Source organism: Pseudoalteromonas sp. JB197 (genome assembly GCF_002332205.1).
Classification (GTDB): domain Bacteria; phylum Pseudomonadota; class Gammaproteobacteria; order Enterobacterales; family Alteromonadaceae; genus Pseudoalteromonas; species Pseudoalteromonas nigrifaciens.
Genome location: NZ_NRGZ01000001.1, coordinates 2,438,035 through 2,455,682, shown reverse-complemented (window position 1 = coordinate 2,455,682; position 17,648 = coordinate 2,438,035). Strand labels below are relative to the sequence as shown.

Below are 17,648 nucleotides of genomic sequence, written 5' to 3'. Positions count from 1 at the left end.
ATAAGTCCTTTTTATTACAACGACGAATTATAATTTTTTTTTAGTTTGCTGGCGGTTGAGCAATAAAAAGCGTTCACAATCGAGCTTAATACTGTAAAATTCATGCCGCACAGCATACTAAATTGATTTAAGGGTCAGTTATGCAAACTAACGCGTTTCTAGGAGTATTTGCTAAATCTCCTATCAAACCAATGGAAGAACATATTCGAAAGGTTCATCAAGCTAGTAAAGCTTTGATTCCTTTTTTTAATCACGTATTTAAAGAAGAATGGCAACAAGCTGAAGAGCTACGTTTAACCATTCGTAATTTAGAACGTGAAGCCGATGAAATGAAAAGAAATATACGTTTACAACTACCGCGTGGATTATTTATGCCGGTAGAGCGTACAGATCTGCTCGAATTAGTAACCCAGCAAGATAAAATTGCCAATAAAGCAAAAGACATTGCAGGGCGTGTAATTGGTCGTGAGATGATCATACCAAAAGTAATTCAAATCGACTTTTTAGCTTATTTAACACGTTGTGTTGATGCTACTAAACAAGCATCTAATGCAATAAATGAGTTAGAAGAGCTATTAGAAACAGGTTTTAAAGGTCGCGAAGTGGCCTTGGTTGAAAAAATGCTCGTTAAATTGGATGCCATAGAACAAGACACGGATGAAATGCAAATTAAAATACGCCGCCAACTACGCGCAGTAGAAGGTGAGTTAAACCCGGTTGATGTGATGTTTTTATATAAGATCATTGAATGGGTTGGCGAGCTTGCAGATATTGCAGAGCGCGTAGGATCACGTCTTGAGCTGATGTTAGCTCGTTAATTTAAAATCAGTTCAAAAACGATAGATTAAGGTTACACAATGGATATCATTGCATCTTACGGCACGGTATTAATTTTAATTGCCGCAGCAGTTGGCTTTTTTATGGCTTATGGTATTGGCGCAAATGATGTTGCCAATGCAATGGGCACATCAGTAGGCTCTAAAGCGCTAACGATTAAACAAGCGATTTTTATCGCGATGATCTTTGAGTTTGCAGGTGCTTACTTGGCCGGCGGCGAAGTTACATCGACAATTCGTAATGGCATTATTGATTCAACGCCATTTATGGATATTCCTGAATTAATGATATTAGGTATGATTTCTGCGCTTTTTGCAGCAGGCGCCTGGCTATTAATGGCATCATTCTTAGGATGGCCAGTATCAACTACTCACTCTATTATTGGCGCTATTATAGGTTTTGCTTTAGTTGCAGTAGGCAGTGAAGCGATTCATTGGAACAAGGTTGCAGGAATTGTTGGTAGTTGGATAGTAACGCCTGCTATATCGGGTTTTATTGCCTACTTAATATTTATGAGCGCACAAAAGCTTATTTTTGATACGGCTACTCCGCTTAAAAATGCTAAACGTTTCGTGCCAATTTATATGGGCTTAGCTGGCTTTATTATGTCACTTGTGACAATTAAAAAAGGCTTAAAACATATTGGTATTAACTTAGGCACAGTGGAAGGTATTAGTCTATCTATTGCGATTGCAGTAGTAGTAGGCTTTATTGGTAAAATTGCAATTTCACGTTTAAAAATCGACCCTCAGGCCGATAAAAAAATGCAATTTAATAACGTTGAAAAAGTTTTTGCAGTACTTATGGTCTTAACGGCTTGTTGTATGGCATTTGCTCATGGTTCTAACGACGTTGCTAATGCTATTGGTCCTCTTGCGGCTGTGGTAAGTATTGTTGAAAACAACGGTGAAATTGCAAAACAAGCGGCTATTGCTTGGTGGATATTACCACTAGGTGGTTTTGGTATTGTGGCCGGTTTAGCTATTTTAGGTAAAAAAGTAATTAAAACGATTGGCGAAGGGATCACACATTTAACCCCTAGCCGTGGTTTTGCTGCCGAATTAGCTGCTGCTTCAACAGTTGTAATTGCATCTGGCACAGGCTTACCAATTTCAACTACGCAAACCTTAGTGGGTGCGGTGTTGGGTGTAGGTATGGCACGCGGTATTGCCGCACTGAACATGGGTGTTATTAGAAACATTGTAGTTTCTTGGGTAATTACATTGCCAGTGGGCGCAGGCCTTGCTATTGTTATTTTCTATGTACTAAGAACCGCATTTGGGGTTTAATAAAAAAGTACTTAAAGACTTTTAGCTTGAAAAGATCTCAATGCCCTAGGTGTTGGGGTCTTTTTATTTGTGGAAAGACAAAATGACTAATCTTCCGAGTATAAAACAGCTGCAGTATTTACTTGCAGTACATCAATATCAACATTTTGGCCGCGCTGCTAGTGCGTGCTTTATTGGCCAATCAACATTAAGTACAGCCATTCAAAACTTAGAAGAAACATTAGGCTGCCAACTTATTGAACGTGAAAACCGCAGTTTAATGTTTACCACCATTGGTGAGGAAGTAGTTGAACGTTCGCGCAAAATTATTCACGACACAATTAGTTTAAAAGAGCTCACTAAAAGCTTTTTAACGCCGCTGAGTGGTAAGTTAACCGTAGGGGTTATTCCTACTATTGCGAGCTTTATTGCCGCGCCTTTGTATCACTTTTGTAAGCAAGAATTTTGCGATTTAGAACTGGTATTAGTAGAAGATACTAGCGATAAGTTACTCGATAAATTAGAGCATGGTCAGATAGATTTAGCCTTATTAGCACTGCCGTATCAAACCGATAAGTTTCATACTCAGGTGTTAGCTAGAGATCATTTTAGTTTGGTACATCACAAAGACTACACGCCAGCAAAGAACGTGCAAGACTTTAACTTATTACCCGACGCCAGCGTGTTCTTACTAGAACGTGAGCACTGTATGACCGGACACGCGCTTAGTGCATGTCATTTAAACCGTGTCAGCTGCATAAACCCGTTTGAAGCAGCCAGCTTACATACTTTATTGAGCATGGTGGAGTATCAGTTGGGGGTGACCTTTTTACCGCAAATGGCGATTAATGCCGGCATTTTAGATAATAAAAATATGCTAGCAACTCCATCGGCGAATGAGGCATACCGTGAAATTGGTATTTTGTGGCGTAAAACAACCGGACGAATTCGCGACTTTAAATTGTTCAGCCAGCAATTAGAGGTGTTTTTAAAACACCAATGTAGTTTAGACTTTGCTAAAGAGACAGCAACAAGCAGCTAAGATAGCTGCTTGTTTTCATGGTTATGGCTTTCATATGGTTCTAGTTTAGGTAAAAAAAGTAAATAAACCCAAACAACCAGATTAAAGTAAGGCACTAGCCCTAATACAGTAAATACCCGAACCGGATAACCTTTAATGTGTGCATATCGGTAACACTGAAACGCAATTGCAAAATGCATAAGTAGTAATAAAACAACTAGCTGTGTCATATTTACCTCCTTAAACTCTAATAACATCCAACATCCAACAAATTGTCGTCTTATTTGGGCTGATTTATAATGTCATGTTTTTTTGCGCTTATCGTATAAATTGCGCGACATCCGCTGGTTTGTAAGTAAAGTATAGCCGAGAAAGATAATTATGATAGCACGGCAAGATCATTATAAATTGAACTTATAGAGCAAGTAGTGATCAGATCAAGGCATAATAATTACTTGGTCGCATAAATATGAGCACTACTTTTCTGAAACATTTTAATTCAATTACAGATCCTCGCATTGAACGTTGTAAAAAGCATGAACTTATCGATATTCTTCTCCTTGCTATTAGCGCTGTGCTCTCTGGTGCAGAAGGATGGGAAGATATTGAAGACTTTGGGCACCTAAAACTTGATTGGTTAAAAAAATACGGCACGTTCAACGCAGGAATTCCAAAACATGACACGATTGCGCGCGTCATGTGTCGGTTAAAAGCAAATGAAATAGAAAGGGCATTTCAATCTTGGATATCATCACTGATTGAAACCACAGGTGCAGATATCATCGCTATCGATGGCAAAACCGCACGGCGTTCATTTACCACAAAAGACAGAAAAAGTGCCTTACACACGGTCAGTGCATGGAGTTGCCAACACCAGTTAGTGCTTGGGCAGACGGCTGTTGATAATAAAACAAATGAAATCACCGCAATACCAGAATTACTCACCCTGCTCGATATTGAAAACAGTATCATTACGTTAGATGCGATGGGATGCCAACAAGAAATAGCAAAACAAATCATCCAACAAAAAGCAGATTATATTCTTGCACTTAAAGGTAATCATTCAGGCATGCAAAAGGAACTAGAAGCGTGGTGGCACAAGTGCGAGCGTGAAAGGTTAACTAAGCATAATTGTGATGAACATACCGAAATAAGCTCAGGACATGGGCGTGTTGAAACACGTACATGCCAGCAGTTACTTATAGATAAAAGCTGGTTAGGCAAGGATTATCGTTGGCCTGGCTTAACGAGTATTATTAAGGTCAGGGCTGAAGTTCATGATAAGTCGGCAGGGTCGGATACCACTGAAACACGCTGGTATATAAGTTCATTAGACTTAAATGCAGCGCAAGCACTCAATGCGGTACGCAGTCACTGGCAGGTTGAAAGCATGCATTGGATGCTTGATATGAACTTCAGAGAAGATGAATCGAGAATACGCAAACTTCAAGGGCCATTAATGTTTAATGTAATGCGAAAGATAGCCATGGCGCTTTTTAAACAAGATGCATCTAAGTCAGCAAGTATGGCGAGGAAAAAGAAAATGGCAGGGCTAGACGATGATTACCGCTCAACCCTGTTAGAGTCTGGGATTAAAATGCGCTAGCCGTGATTATGATAGTAGTAAAGAGCTTAATTTTGTTTACAGCTGTTTATTTTTTGCTAGGTAGTTGTTGGTAAAACGTTTTATTTTTTAAAATCTTTTCAAGTTCACTTTTAACACCTTTAATAGGCATAGGGCGAGCTATAAAATAGCCTTGGCCGTAGTCAACGCCAATTTCTTTTAATGCAAAAAATACTTCTTCGGTTTCTACATATTCAGCCACAGAGCGCTTATCGAGTGAATGACTAATGTCGTTAATGGCCTTTACTAGTGCTAAATCAATAGGGTCGTTGAGCATATCGCAAACAAACGAGCCATCAATTTTTACATGCTGTGCTGGCAGTTGTTTCAAGTAGTTAAAAGTACTGAAGCCGGTGCCAAAATCGTCAATCGAAAAGTGGCAGCCTAAAATATTGAGTTTTTCAATCATTTTACGCGTAGCTGCTAAGTTGTTAATGCTGGCAGATTCGGTAATTTCAAAAATTATTTGTGTTGGTAAAACCTGATACTTTGCTAAATTTGACTCTATTAATGGCACTAAACGCTCATCTAAAAATGACTGCGCAGAGAGATTTATAGCTACTTGGTTAAGTTCTGGGTAGAGGGCAACATTAGCAATTGTGTTACGAATAACGCATTGATCCATTAAAAAAGTATCGTTTAGCATTTCTAATGAAGGAATAAATTGATTAGGGAAAACTAGTTCATCATTTATTTTTAAGCGCAGCAGCACCTCAAAGTAAGCAACTTCATTGCGCCTAAAATCCCAAATTGGTTGGTAATGCAGTTCAATGCTGTCTTGTTGTAGCGCTTGGCGAATACCATGACCCCACTCTAAACCCGTTTGTAGCGTATTGTTATGGGCATCTTGTTTTGCATAGCAATGTACTAAATTACGACCTAAATTTTTAGCGATATACAGGGCAATATCAGCTTGTTTTAAACATTCGCTCGGGTCGCAATTCTTTTCGGTAATTTGAGTTAAACCAATTGAGCAACTGATTGAGTATATTTGCTCCTCAGACTTAAATTGATTTTGTTCAATTGCGTTACATATACCTTCGGCAATTAAATGCGCGTCAAGCAAGTTGGTATGTTTGAGGATCACAGCAAATTCGTCGCCGCCAACTCTACACACTAAATGCTCGGTACTTATGTTTGTTATAAATAATTGCGCTACTTCTTTTAAAACAATATCGCCTTGTTGATGGCCTTTACTGTCGTTAATTATTTTAAAGTGATCTAAATCGATATAAATAAGCGCGTGTTCAATATCAGAATGGGTGTGCTGAGGTTGGCAAATACGATTCAGCTGTTGGTCAAAGTAATAGCGATTATGCAGGCCAGTAAGCGTATCGTGAAGTGCCAAATGGCGCAGCTGCAGTTCCGCTTGTTTACGTTCATGAATATTGTCGATTGTGGCGGTAATAGTGGCGTTATTATGGCTGTTTTGTATGAGCTGCAGCCGACATTCAACCCAAATTTGGCTGCCATTTTTATGTTGTAGCCTTATTTCAACTTGTTGTTTGTACTCACCACCACAAAGAATGTCGTCTATTGTTGCTTGTAGTTTTACTTGGCATTCAGCAATACAAAAATTAGTTAATTGCTGTTGTAGTGTCGATTTAACACCAAAGCCACTTAATGCTTCCCACGCTGGGTTGATAAAGCGAATAAGCCCTTGCTGATCAAGTTCTAGAACGACAGTATTTAAATGCAATAAAATACGTTGATGCGCAGAAAATAAATCTCGGTATCGCACTTCGCTTATGCTCAGTTGCTCTACTTTGTTAGCAAATTCAGCGTAGCTCACCATAAAGTCTTCGCGGCGCGCTGCATGGTCGCATACTTTATTTAAAAATGGCGTATCGTATGGGGCACGTATAAAGTCGGTGACACCCGAAAGTAAAAGCTGTTCCGCATAATCTGCATCATCACTATCTATAATAGTTACAATTGCTTGCATAGGATTATGTTGTAAAATTTCAGATACTAGCACGCTAGACTCTTCTGCTCTTGCCGCGGTTGCGTCGAGTAAAACAATTGCAAATTGTTGCTGGTTATAAGCATTAAGCGCGGCTTGGCTCGAGGTAACATGGGTGATCGAAAAATTGAGCAGTAACGGCTTGCTGATTTCATTGGCTTTAGTGTTAGTTGGCTCTAACAGTAATAGATTTAAACGGCTGCTTTTTTCTAAATGGTTAGCGAGCACACTTGCCAGCACTTGCGGCAGCATGTCTTGGCGCTCAAAAGGTAATACCGCATCAATACCGTAGCTGCGCGCAGTAGTTTCAGCTATTCGTTCACAATAAATAGGGGGAATAAGTAAGATTGGGGTATTTTTAGGGGTGTTTAATAAGCCCGAGCGAATCATTCTTGAAAAGCGCCAGCCATCAATTTTACCTACATCAAGGCCGGTAATAATTATATTAACGGCTTGTTTTTTTAATATTTTTAAAGCTTGTTGGCTATCAGATACTTCTATAAATTCAAAAACATTTAATTTCTCTAAAGTGGCTCGAATAGTGCCACGCTCAGCACTGCTGGCGTTTAATATTAGCAATTTAAGCTGATTTACCACGTTTAGAGTACCCCTAAAAAATCACGATTATTCAAAAGAGTAAGAGTAATGATATTTACCGCTTAGGACAAGCGTATTTACGGCATGATAATAAATGCAGTAAAACAAGTGTAATTTAATGAGAATTTACCTGATTTCTTGAGCTTCATAAGCGATAGATATACACTTGGCGCGACTTTAAATGATGTGGATTACCAACTATGCGCGTGGCTGATTTTAGCTTTGACCTTCCCGACGAATTAATTGCTCGTTTTCCTAAGCAAGACAGAACAAGTAGCCGCTTATTGAGCCTAGATGGCCCAAGTGGTGTAGTTGAGCACAAAGTATTTAGTGATTTGCTTGAATTAGTTAACGAAAATGACTTGTTGGTGTTTAATAACACGCGAGTAATACCCGCCCGTATGTTTGGTCAAAAAGCGTCAGGCGGAAAAGTTGAAGTATTAGTAGAGCGTGTGCTTGATGAGCATAGAGTGCTGGCACATGTGCGCGCGAGTAAATCGCTAAAGCCAGGCAACGAAGTAATTCTTGAAGGCAAGGCAAAAGCAACCATGGTTGCGCGTCACGATACCTTATTTGAGCTGGAGTTTGAGCATAGCCAAAACGTACTCGATATATTAAATGATATTGGCCATATGCCATTACCGCCGTATATAGATCGCCCCGATAACGAAGCCGATCGTGAGCGTTATCAAACCGTGTACGGCGAAAAGCCTGGAGCGGTTGCGGCTCCTACCGCCGGTTTGCATTTTGACGATAAGTTAATGACCGCGCTAAAAAATAAAGGCGTACAAATGGCTTTTGTTACACTGCATGTGGGAGCAGGGACGTTTCAACCGGTGCGTGTTGCCACGGTAGATGAGCACATTATGCACTCAGAATACATAGAAGTGCCAGATGATGTGGTTGCTGCTGTAGCAAACACTAAAGCCAATGGTGGGCGTGTTATTGCCATAGGTACAACGTCTGTACGCTCTCTAGAATCTGCAGCAAAAGTACACGGTGGTAAGTTAGATACTTACTTTGGTGATACCGATATATTTATTTATCCGGGTTATCAATTTAATGTGGTTGATGCCATGATAACGAACTTTCACTTACCAGAGTCAACGCTTATCATGCTGGTAAGTGCCTTTGCCGGACAAAACAATATTATGGGCGCATATAACACCGCCATAGAGCAGCAGTATCGTTTTTTTAGTTATGGCGATGCGATGTTTTTAACCCGTAAATAAACACCACAAAATTTACTTGTTTAAGCTGGCTATTTGCTTTTAAATCAGCATTGAATTTACCGCAGTTAATAGTATTAACGCAGTAAAAAGGGTAGAATCGAGCGGTTAAATTATAGCTTGTTGGACTGTTTTTCCGACATTGAGGACAATATGAAATTTGAATTAGACACGACAGACGGTAAAGCGCGCCGCGGCCGCTTGATTTTTGACCGTGGTGTAATAGAAACTCCAGCATTTATGCCTGTAGGTACTTACGGTACTGTTAAAGGCATGACACCGGATGAAGTAAAAGCAACAGGCGCGCAAGTTTGTTTAGGTAATACGTTTCACCTAATGCTGCGCCCAGGCACTGAAATCATTAAGCAACACGGTGGTTTACATAAGTTTATGAATTGGGATTTCCCGATTCTAACTGACTCAGGTGGCTTCCAGGTGTTCAGCCTAGGTGCTATGCGTAAAATTACCGAAGAAGGCGTATTATTTAGCTCCCCAGTAAATGGCGAGAAAATTATGATGACGCCAGAATCATCAATGCAAGTACAGCGCGACTTGGGTTCAGATATCGTGATGATTTTTGACGAATGTACACCATACCCTGCTACCGAAAAAGAAGCTAAAGATTCAATGGAATTGTCACTTCGCTGGGCTAAACGCTCAAAAGAAGGCCATGGCGACAACCCATCTGCACTGTTTGGTATTATTCAAGGTGGTATGTACCCAGAGTTACGTGCACAATCGCAAGCCGGACTTGAAGAAATAGGCTTTGATGGCTATGCATTAGGTGGTTTATCGGTAGGTGAGCCGAAAAACGAAATGATCAATATTCTTGATCATTGCGCGTACAAAATGCCAGCAGACAAACCACGTTATTTAATGGGTGTAGGTAAGCCAGAAGACTTAGTTGAGTCGGTACGCCGTGGTATTGATATGTTTGACTGTGTTATGCCAACCCGTAACGCTCGTAATGGTCATTTATTTATAACCACAGGTGTGGTTAAAATACGTAACGCAGTACATAAAACAGATACTGGCCCGCTTGACCCTGAGTGTGATTGCCATACCTGTGGAAACTACTCACGTGCCTATTTACATCACCTTGATAAATGTAACGAAATTTTAGGCGCACGATTAAACACTATTCATAACTTACGTTATTATCAACGTGTTATGGAAGGCTTACGTAACGCAATTAGCGCAGGTAAGTTAGATGAGTTCGTTCAGGATTTTTATGCTCGCCGTGGCCAAGACGTGCCAGAGCTTGCAGATATAACAAATTAAATTTTAAAAATTAAAGAGGAAGTATCATGAGTTTATTTATTTCGAATGCCCACGCAAGTACTGGTTCTGCAGCTGCCGGTGGCGGAATGGAAATGCTAATAATGTTAGCTATTTTCGGTTTAGTTTTTTACTTTTTGATTTATCGCCCGCAAGCGAAGCGTGTTAAAGAGCATAAAAGCTTAATGAGCGCGATGGCTAAAGGTGATGAAGTACTTACCCAAGGCGGTTTAGTGGGTAAAATAGTAAAAATTGCAGATGATAAAGATTTTGTTGTTATCTCATTAAACGAGCAAGCAGAAGTAACAGTACAAAAATCAGCCGTAACTGCGGTATTGCCAAAAGGCACAATGAAGTCGCTATAAAAATAATAAGGACGACCCCGTGTTAAACAAGTTTCCACTTTGGAAGTATTTACTTGTTTTAGCTGTGGTAGCCGTTGGCCTTTTATACGCCTCTCCAAACTTGTATGGTCGCGATCCGGCTATACAAGTTTCTGGCGCTAAAGGTGCTGATGTTGATCTCAGTGTAATAGACAAAGTAAACGCAACCCTCAAAAAACATAACGTTAGTGTTAAATCAACGAAACTCGAAGATGGGCAAATACTCGTTCGCTTTAGAAACGTTGAAGAGCAGCTAAAAGCGCAAGATTTATTGCGTAACTCTCTTAGCGATGATTACATTTCTGCTATAAACATGGCTCCAGCGCAACCAGCTTGGTTAAAAGCGGTTGGCGGCAACCCAATGAAGCTAGGCCTAGACTTAAGTGGTGGTGTGCATTTCACCATGGAAATTGACATGGCGACAGCCGTTGATAACCAGCTTGAGCAAATGGAAGAAGACTTTCGTAGCGACCTACGTGAAGAAAAACTTCGTTATCGCAGTGTTCGCCGTGTAGCGGGCTCTGATCGTATGCGTGTAGAAATGCGCAGCGAAGAAGATAAAGACGCTGCAGAGCGCTTCTTAAAAACGCAGTATCCATTAAATGTATACATAGATGATAGCAGTAACGATAACGCATTTTATGCGACTATGAGTGAGCAAAAACTCAAAGAAATTCGTGATTACGCTATCAAGCAAAACGAAACGATTATTCGTAACCGTATTAACCAAATTGGTGTTGCTGAGCCAAACGTACAGCGCCAAGGTGCTGAGCGAATTATTGTGCAACTACCCGGCATTCAAGATACTGCTCGTGCTAAAGAGATTTTAGGCGCAACGGCCACACTTGAGTTTCGCGAAGTAGAAGAAAATGCCGATATTAGCGCTGCTGCTCAAGGTCGTATCCCACCGGGTACTGAAATGATCATGAGCCGTGACGGTTACCCTGTGGTACTTAAAAAACGTATTATTCTTGAAGGTAGCCATATTACTGGCGCGCAATCAGGTAGCGATGAATACCAACGCCCGCAAGTAAGTATTACGCTAGATAGCAAAGGTGGGGCAAAAATGAATGCCTTTACCAAGCGAGCTATTGGTAAGCGCATGGCCACGGTATTTATTGAATACAAACCATCAGGTAAAAAAGATGCCGACGGTAAAGCGCTTCCGCCTATTAAGGTTGAAGAAGTTATTAACGTAGCAACTATTCAAGCACGCCTTGATCGCTCGTTCCGTATTACCGGTATTGATAACCCAGCAGAAGCACATAACTTAAGCTTATTACTACGTGCAGGTGCACTTGTAGCGCCAATTCAAATAGTTGAAGAGCGCACCGTAGGGCCAAGCTTAGGGCAAGAAAACATTGAAGCAGGTATGACCGCGGTAGCACTTGGTTTTGCATTCGTACTTGCATTTATGCTTATTTACTACAAAGGCTTTGGCATGGTTGCTAACCTTGCGCTTGCTGCTAACTTAGTACTTATTATTGGTGTTATGTCGTTAATTCCAGGCGCAACGCTTACTTTGCCTGGTATTGCCGGTATTGTACTAACTGTAGGTATGGCGGTTGATGCCAACGTACTTATTTTTGAACGTATTCGTGAAGAGCTGGCCGATGGCCGTAGCCCTCAACAAGCCGTTCATTTTGGTTATGACAGTGCATTTAGCACTATTTTCGATGCCAATATTACCACCTTAATTGCTGCCGTTATTTTGTTTGCTGTGGGCACTGGCCCAATTGCAGGCTTTGCGGTTACGTTAGCAATTGGTATTTTAACGTCAATGTTTACAGCTATTGTTGGTACACGTGCGATTATCAACTTATTTATCGGCGGTAAACGTGTTGATAAACTTTCAATTTAAGGAGTAGCCATGCAAATTTTAAAATTGGGTAGCAAAACCCTACGTTTCATGTCTCTTCGTAAAGTGGCAATGGGTTTTTCAACGTTATTAATTTTAGCGGCATTTATATCGGTTTTTACTAAAGGCTTAAACTTTGGTTTAGACTTTACCGGTGGTACTGCCGTTGAAGCTGGCTTTTCGCAACCTGCAGATCTTAAAAAGGTGCGTAATGTACTTGCCGAAAATGGTTTTGCAGATGCATCGGTACAATTGTTTGGTTCAAGCCAAGATATTTTAGTTCGTTTAGCGCCGCGCGGCGATGACGTAAAAGCTGAAGTTATTGGTAACCAAGTTATTGCTGCATTAAAGCTAGCAGACGAAAGCGTAGTAATGCGCCGTATTGAGTTTGTTGGCCCAAGCGTAGGTGAAGACCTAAAAGAGCAGGGTGGCCTGGCCATGTTAACTGCGCTTATTTGTATCTTGATTTATGTAGCGTTTCGCTTTGAATGGCGTTTTGCAGTAGGCGCAGTAAGCGGCTTAATTCACGATGTTATTATTACCGTTGGCTTATTTTCGGTATTAGGTTTAGAGTTCGATTTAACCATATTAGCGGCTATATTAGCGGTAATAGGTTACTCGCTAAACGATACCATTGTAGTATCTGACCGTATTCGTGAAAACTTCCGCAAAGTACGTATTGATGACACGATAGAAATTATCGATATGTCTTTAACACAAACGCTTAATCGTACCTTAGTAACATCAATTACCACAATTTTAGTATTAATTGCTTTGTTTATTTGGGGCGGTCAAACCATTCATGGCTTTGCTACAGCATTGTTATTTGGTGTGGTTATTGGTACTTATTCATCTATTTACGTTGCCAGCTCAGTTGCTATTGCACTTGGCGTAAGTAAAGAAGATTTAATACCAGAAGTGATTGAAAAAGAAGGTGCTGATCTAGACGCTATGCCGTAATAGATTTGTGAGCCGATATTAACCGCCCATCTGGGCGGTTTTTTATTGCCTGCAGATTGCCATAAAAATGTCATATTCGCTTGCTACTTTACCTTGAGTAAATCGTAATAGAGCTTAGCAATAATGAAGCAGCGTAAATTATTAAATGAAATTTTAGAAAATGGCACAATTACCACCTTGTTTCAGCCGCTTTTTGATATTAGCAGGCAGACCATTCTCGGTTATGAAGCACTCAGCAGAGGGCCTAAAAATAGCTGTTTAGAAATGCCTAATACACTGTTTCAGGTGGCTCATCAATATGGTCTTATTTCAGAGCTTGAGCTACTGTGCCGCTCTAAAGCTATTGAGAACTTTGTGCATTTGAAGCTGCAGGGCAAACTATTTTTAAATGTTAGCCCTAAAACGTTACTCGACCCAAGTCATCCTAAAGGCGAAACACTGCATCTCATTAAGCAGTTTGGTTTAGCAGCTCATCGGGTGGTGATAGAGGTAACAGAGCAAGAAAGGGTCGAGGATGAGTTTTTACTACAAAAAACCATGGCACATTACCGCTCTTTAGGCTCCACTATTGCAATTGATGACTTAGGTACGGGGTATTCTGGGTTAAAGCAATGGTCGGAGTTATGCCCAGACTTTGTCAAAATCGATCGTTATTTTATCGATCATTGCGATAAAAGTGTGGTTAAAAAAGAGTTTTTAAAGTTAATAACAGCTCTGGCAAAAGTAACCAATACGACAGTGATTGCAGAGGGAATTGAGCGAGCAGAAGAGCTAACTGTGTTAGAAGGAATGGGTATCAACTATGTGCAAGGGTTTTTACTTGAACGACCAAGTAATAAACCAAGTTATGTGCTTTCAGCAAGGCAAATTCAAGCACTGAGCTTTGCCGCAAATACAAACCAGTTAAATAACTCTATGGCTATTGGTTGGCTTGCAGTAGCGCAGCAAACTATTGATAGCGAAACCAGTTGTAAAGACGCCCATGCGCTATTTGAACGAGATAAATCAATTGCCAGCCTAGTGGTAATTAATTCGCAGTGTCAGCCAATTGGCTTGCTCCACAAAGAGCAACTTAGTGAAGTGTTTGCAGCGGCCTATGGCCATGCTTTGTATGACAAGCGTGCGGCCACTGTAGTAATGGACAGGCAACCGCTAGTAGTAGATGAAAACCAGCTGCTAGATAACGTTAGTCAGCAAATTACCGAATGCGACTTTGATATTCGCCGCCATATAGTGATCACCCGAGGGCAGCAGTATTTAGGCATTGTGCCAGTACGCGACATATTAAAACATATAACAGATGAAAAAATTCGTCATGCGCAGCACGCTAACCCATTAACTATGTTACCCGGTAATCTAGCTCTTAACGATGCCATAGAGCGGCGTTTAGCTACACAAAAGGCGTTTTCATTGGCGTATTTAGATTTGAACCATTTTAAACAGTTTAATGATTTGTTTGGTTATGCTAGCGGCGATAGTGTAATTAAACTATTAGCAAATATTACGATGCAGGCGTGTAGTAATACAAACAGTTTTGTTGGCCATATTGGCGGCGATGACTTTATGGTGCTATTTGATGATAATAATGCTGTCGCAGTGTTCGAGCATATTATTCGCCAATTTGAAATAGAATCACAGGTGTTTTTTAGTTCCGAACATATTAAAAATAAGGGATATTGGAGTGCAAATAGAGAAGGGAAGCCACAATTTGTGCCATTAGTAACACTGGCAATAGGCTTAGTTACTCCCGATTTACACCATTATAAGAATAGCCATCAGGTTGCAGCATTGGCAAGTAATGCTAAAAAATCAGCAAAGCGCTTTGCTCATAGCCATTTGTTTTTATGTCGGCGTAGTAAGCCAAGTAGTGTGGTTGCTAGGTTAGAAAAACAAGCAGTTTAATCGTCATAAATAATTTTTTGCAGACAACAAAAAAGGAGCCTAAGCTCCTTTTTTAAACCATGCAGTTTTTATTAACGAAGTAATGACTCAGTTAATACAGGGCGAATTTCGCGAATTATTGCTTGAGTTAGCTTAGGTGCGCCACAGATAATGTTACCACTATTGTTATAGTTTACGCCGCCAGCAAAATCTACAACCATGCCGCCTGCTTCTTTTACTAATAGCTCGCCTGCAGCAGTATCCCAAGGTTTTAAACCAATTTCGAAAAAGCCATCAACGCGTCCAGCAGCAACATAAGCCATGTCTAGCGCAGCAGAGCCCGCACGACGGATATCAGCAGTATGTATGAATAAAGCTTTAAACGCTTCTGTGTATGCATCTAGGTGTTGTTTTTGCTTGAAAGGGAAGCCAGTAGCTAAGATTGAACCGCCTAAATCAACTGTTTTAGAAACGCGTAAACGTTTGCTATTAAGTTGTGCGCCTTGACCACGAGAGGCAGTGAAAAGCTCACCACGAATTGGATCATAAATAACGGCTTGGTCTAAACGACCTTTTACTTTAAGTGCGATAGAAACCGCAAAATGAGGAATACCCTTGATGAAGTTAGTTGTGCCATCAAGCGGGTCAACAATCCATTGGTAATCTGCATCTTTACCTTTATGCTCGCCTAATTCTTCACCAACAATGCAGTGATCAGGGTAAGAGCGTAAAATGGTGTCGCGAATTATAGCTTCTGCTTCTTTATCAATGTTAGTCACTAAATCGTTAGTGCCTTTTTGTTGAACTTCAACTTTTGATAAATCTTCACTTGCACGAAGTATAATTTTGCCTGCGTTACGCGCAGCGCGAACCGCAATGTTTAACATTGGATGCATGGTATTACCTTTGGGTTGTAAAAGAACGTTTATATATTTTAGCTGGCGTATTTTAGCGACTTTTGCCATAAAGTAAACAACAAAGCCTAAATACTTTTGTTTGTTTTTTGTACTTACTTGATGTGCAGGGCATTTTATACAAATTCAGCATTGATGAATCTGCAAAGCACTTTTTAAATGTGTTCTAGTGCTTTAAAAATTTAGCATGTTTTTTACTCTTTAACCTGGGCCCAAGTTAAAAGCTATGAACATGCTTTTATAGGTAGTTCATCACATTGGAGTACCACTTTTACCACCAAGTTGGGTTTTTAATTGGTTAGCAAAGCTAATAAATTTTTCTTTAATGGTGCGCTTAATCTTTATTTCTACCGAGCCCATAATAGCCTTTCCCTCAATATGGATGGTCGGGCCTTGATGCTTGTTAAGTGCCACTGTTTTATTTTCAACACTACTAATAATGCTAAACATTTTTGATACTACATTAACGTGTTCTGGTACGTATATTTCATCACTGCCAAAAATACAGTTAACATGAATCGTTATCTCTTGGTGGGTAAAAATAGCATCGGTAAAATCAAGTACTACCGAGCCCATAAAGTTAGTCAGGTAAATATTTTTAGGCACAATCCACTGGCCACTTCTTTCATTGGAGCCTAAAATACTGCGTAATGTAAAGTCACTCTGGCTAAATTGCTGAGCGCTGTAATTGGGTGAAAATTGCGAATGTTTTTGGGCATTATATTGCTGATCAGTATTAAGGGTTAAATCCTCAACTAAGCTAACAAGGACTTCATTATTATTTGTAGCCATTGCCTCATCTAAACGCCTTTCAAATGCTTCTACAGAAATAACTCCGTGGCTGTAATTATAAATTAGTTGATCAATCACTTCTTCGCGCACTTGCTCTAGCGGGCGGTCTGTTATTTTTACGCTCATGAGGGTATTCCTTTTATTTTACTGTTGTCACTATATAAGCAAAGCACATACCAAAAATATTATTGTTATTAATCAGCTTGTTATGTTTTTAGCCTATTTATAACTTTGTCATATTAACGATTCATTAACCAAAATAGTAATTATCTAGTTATTTTCACAACTGAGAACTTTTTACCGATAAGTCGGTAAAAAAGTGATGTATACAAAGTGAAGTTATTTTATATTTAACCTTAAGTCTATGATTTTACTTGTTTATTAAAGTTGGCCTAAAGCTGGCATTAGTTAAAGTGTCTTTAATCAAAAGGAGAAAGATTATGAAAACATTTAACAAATCTATCATTGCGGCGTTAGTTTTAGGTACTACGGCTATGGGTGCTCAAGCGAGCAGCTGGGAAAATGAAAGTAAAGATGCTTGGATTGATGGTAAGGCTGAAACAGTGCTTCTTATGAACACTAACCTCAATAACTTTGACATCAACACTGATGTAAAAAATGGCAAAGTTATACTAACAGGTAAAGTTAATAGCGAACTCGACAAAGAGCTAGCAGAAGAACTTGTACTGAGTTTAGATGGCGTAACCGATGTTGATAACCAGCTTACTGTTGTGAAAAGCATGAACAGTAAAAGCCATGACAACATGAAAGATGATGATGGTAGCGGCTTAACCGACGCTAAAATTACCACAGTCATCACAACGCGTTATTTATTTAACTCAGAAGTTGGTGGTACAAACATTGATGTAGATACTGACAAAGGTGTAGTTACTCTTACCGGTACAGTGAACTCAGATGCTGAAAAACAGCTTGCAGTAAAAATTGCTAAAAATGCTGAAGATGTTCGCGACGTAGTAGATAAATTAACGATAGTTGCAAAGTAATATAGTATTTATAAAACCCAGCTTTGCTGGGTTTTTGCT

The 17,648-nt window shown here is 39.9% G+C and carries 15 protein-coding genes; 11 read left to right on the top strand and 4 right to left on the bottom strand.

Annotated elements, in window-relative coordinates; genetic code table 11:
- Nucleotides 1–140: 140 nt before the first annotated feature.
- The 3 genes from CIK86_RS11630 to CIK86_RS11620 all read left to right on the top strand — a co-directional run bounded on the left by CIK86_RS11630 (nt 141) and on the right by CIK86_RS11620 (nt 3,147).
- Entirely contained in the window at nt 141–818 is a 678-nt protein-coding gene (locus tag CIK86_RS11630; protein ID WP_086994798.1) for a TIGR00153 family protein, read from the top strand.
- Between the two features lie 39 nt (nt 819–857).
- Entirely contained in the window at nt 858–2,126 is a 1,269-nt protein-coding gene (locus CIK86_RS11625) for an inorganic phosphate transporter (RefSeq protein WP_041454322.1), read from the top strand.
- Between the two features lie 82 nt (nt 2,127–2,208).
- The gene (locus tag CIK86_RS11620; protein ID WP_086994795.1) at nt 2,209–3,147 is read left to right on the top strand and encodes a hydrogen peroxide-inducible genes activator; all 939 of its coding nucleotides are present in this window, start codon (nt 2,209–2,211) and stop codon (nt 3,145–3,147) included.
- On the opposite strand, the gene CIK86_RS11615 is transcribed toward CIK86_RS11620, so the two are convergent.
- Entirely contained in the window at nt 3,144–3,356 is a 213-nt protein-coding gene (locus CIK86_RS11615; protein ID WP_011327029.1) for a hypothetical protein, read from the bottom strand. The genes CIK86_RS11620 and CIK86_RS11615 overlap by 4 nt on opposite strands.
- A gap of 239 nt (nt 3,357–3,595) precedes the next feature.
- Between CIK86_RS11615 and CIK86_RS11610 the strand changes: the two genes are divergently transcribed.
- Nucleotides 3,596–4,732 carry an ISAs1 family transposase gene (locus CIK86_RS11610; RefSeq protein ID WP_008466968.1) on the top strand — a complete coding sequence of 379 codons (1,137 nt, stop codon included), beginning with the start codon at nt 3,596–3,598 and terminating at the stop codon, nt 4,730–4,732.
- 46 nt (nt 4,733–4,778) lie between these two features.
- Here CIK86_RS11610 and CIK86_RS11605 read toward each other — a convergent pair whose 3' ends face one another.
- Complete coding sequence (locus CIK86_RS11605) at nt 4,779–7,310, bottom strand: EAL domain-containing protein (protein WP_086995939.1); 2,532 nt, start codon at nt 7,308–7,310, stop codon at nt 4,779–4,781.
- A gap of 200 nt (nt 7,311–7,510) precedes the next feature.
- On the opposite strand from CIK86_RS11605, the gene queA reads away from it, so the two are divergent.
- From queA to CIK86_RS11575, 6 genes are all read left to right on the top strand, one after another.
- Nucleotides 7,511–8,542 (top strand): tRNA preQ1(34) S-adenosylmethionine ribosyltransferase-isomerase QueA, encoded by a 1,032-nt coding sequence (gene queA / locus CIK86_RS11600; RefSeq protein ID WP_011327031.1) that lies wholly within the window; start codon nt 7,511–7,513, stop codon nt 8,540–8,542.
- A 150-nt stretch (nt 8,543–8,692) separates the two neighbouring features.
- Nucleotides 8,693–9,820, top strand: a complete 1,128-nt coding sequence (tgt, locus tag CIK86_RS11595) for a tRNA guanosine(34) transglycosylase Tgt (RefSeq protein WP_011327032.1) — start codon at nt 8,693–8,695, stop codon at nt 9,818–9,820.
- Nucleotides 9,821–9,846: 26 nt separating this feature from the next.
- The gene (gene yajC, locus CIK86_RS11590) at nt 9,847–10,182 is read left to right on the top strand and encodes a preprotein translocase subunit YajC (protein WP_086995936.1); all 336 of its coding nucleotides are present in this window, start codon (nt 9,847–9,849) and stop codon (nt 10,180–10,182) included.
- Between the two features lie 19 nt (nt 10,183–10,201).
- Nucleotides 10,202–12,061 carry a protein translocase subunit SecD gene (secD, locus tag CIK86_RS11585; protein ID WP_011327034.1) on the top strand — a complete coding sequence of 620 codons (1,860 nt, stop codon included), beginning with the start codon at nt 10,202–10,204 and terminating at the stop codon, nt 12,059–12,061.
- A 9-nt stretch (nt 12,062–12,070) separates the two neighbouring features.
- On the top strand, nt 12,071–13,018 hold the full coding sequence (gene secF, locus CIK86_RS11580) for a protein translocase subunit SecF (protein WP_086995933.1): 948 nt from the start codon (nt 12,071–12,073) through the stop codon (nt 13,016–13,018).
- 120 nt (nt 13,019–13,138) lie between these two features.
- On the top strand, nt 13,139–14,920 hold the full coding sequence (locus tag CIK86_RS11575; protein ID WP_086995930.1) for a GGDEF domain-containing protein: 1,782 nt from the start codon (nt 13,139–13,141) through the stop codon (nt 14,918–14,920).
- Nucleotides 14,921–14,991: 71 nt separating this feature from the next.
- On the opposite strand, the gene suhB is transcribed toward CIK86_RS11575, so the two are convergent.
- On the bottom strand, nt 14,992–15,795 hold the full coding sequence (suhB, locus tag CIK86_RS11570) for an inositol-1-monophosphatase (protein WP_011327036.1): 804 nt from the start codon (nt 15,793–15,795) through the stop codon (nt 14,992–14,994).
- A 270-nt stretch (nt 15,796–16,065) separates the two neighbouring features.
- The gene (locus CIK86_RS11565; protein WP_086995927.1) at nt 16,066–16,731 is read right to left on the bottom strand and encodes a LiaF domain-containing protein; all 666 of its coding nucleotides are present in this window, start codon (nt 16,729–16,731) and stop codon (nt 16,066–16,068) included.
- Nucleotides 16,732–17,045: 314 nt separating this feature from the next.
- On the opposite strand from CIK86_RS11565, the gene CIK86_RS11560 reads away from it, so the two are divergent.
- Nucleotides 17,046–17,609, top strand: a complete 564-nt coding sequence (locus CIK86_RS11560) for a BON domain-containing protein (RefSeq protein WP_086995925.1) — start codon at nt 17,046–17,048, stop codon at nt 17,607–17,609.
- Nucleotides 17,610–17,648 lie beyond the last annotated feature (39 nt).

Coding starts and splice junctions, on each gene's coding strand:
- CIK86_RS11630 (WP_086994798.1), top strand. CDS start 141: ATGCAAACTAACGCGTTTCTAGGAGTATTTGCTAAATCTCCTATCAAA.
- CIK86_RS11625 (WP_041454322.1), top strand. CDS start 858: ATGGATATCATTGCATCTTACGGCACGGTATTAATTTTAATTGCCGCA.
- CIK86_RS11620 (WP_086994795.1), top strand. CDS start 2,209: ATGACTAATCTTCCGAGTATAAAACAGCTGCAGTATTTACTTGCAGTA.
- CIK86_RS11615 (WP_011327029.1), bottom strand. CDS start 3,356: ATGACACAGCTAGTTGTTTTATTACTACTTATGCATTTTGCAATTGCG.
- CIK86_RS11610 (WP_008466968.1), top strand. CDS start 3,596: ATGAGCACTACTTTTCTGAAACATTTTAATTCAATTACAGATCCTCGC.
- queA (WP_011327031.1), top strand. CDS start 7,511: ATGCGCGTGGCTGATTTTAGCTTTGACCTTCCCGACGAATTAATTGCT.
- tgt (WP_011327032.1), top strand. CDS start 8,693: ATGAAATTTGAATTAGACACGACAGACGGTAAAGCGCGCCGCGGCCGC.
- yajC (WP_086995936.1), top strand. CDS start 9,847: ATGAGTTTATTTATTTCGAATGCCCACGCAAGTACTGGTTCTGCAGCT.
- secF (WP_086995933.1), top strand. CDS start 12,071: ATGCAAATTTTAAAATTGGGTAGCAAAACCCTACGTTTCATGTCTCTT.
- suhB (WP_011327036.1), bottom strand. CDS start 15,795: ATGCATCCAATGTTAAACATTGCGGTTCGCGCTGCGCGTAACGCAGGC.
- CIK86_RS11565 (WP_086995927.1), bottom strand. CDS start 16,731: ATGAGCGTAAAAATAACAGACCGCCCGCTAGAGCAAGTGCGCGAAGAA.
- CIK86_RS11560 (WP_086995925.1), top strand. CDS start 17,046: ATGAAAACATTTAACAAATCTATCATTGCGGCGTTAGTTTTAGGTACT.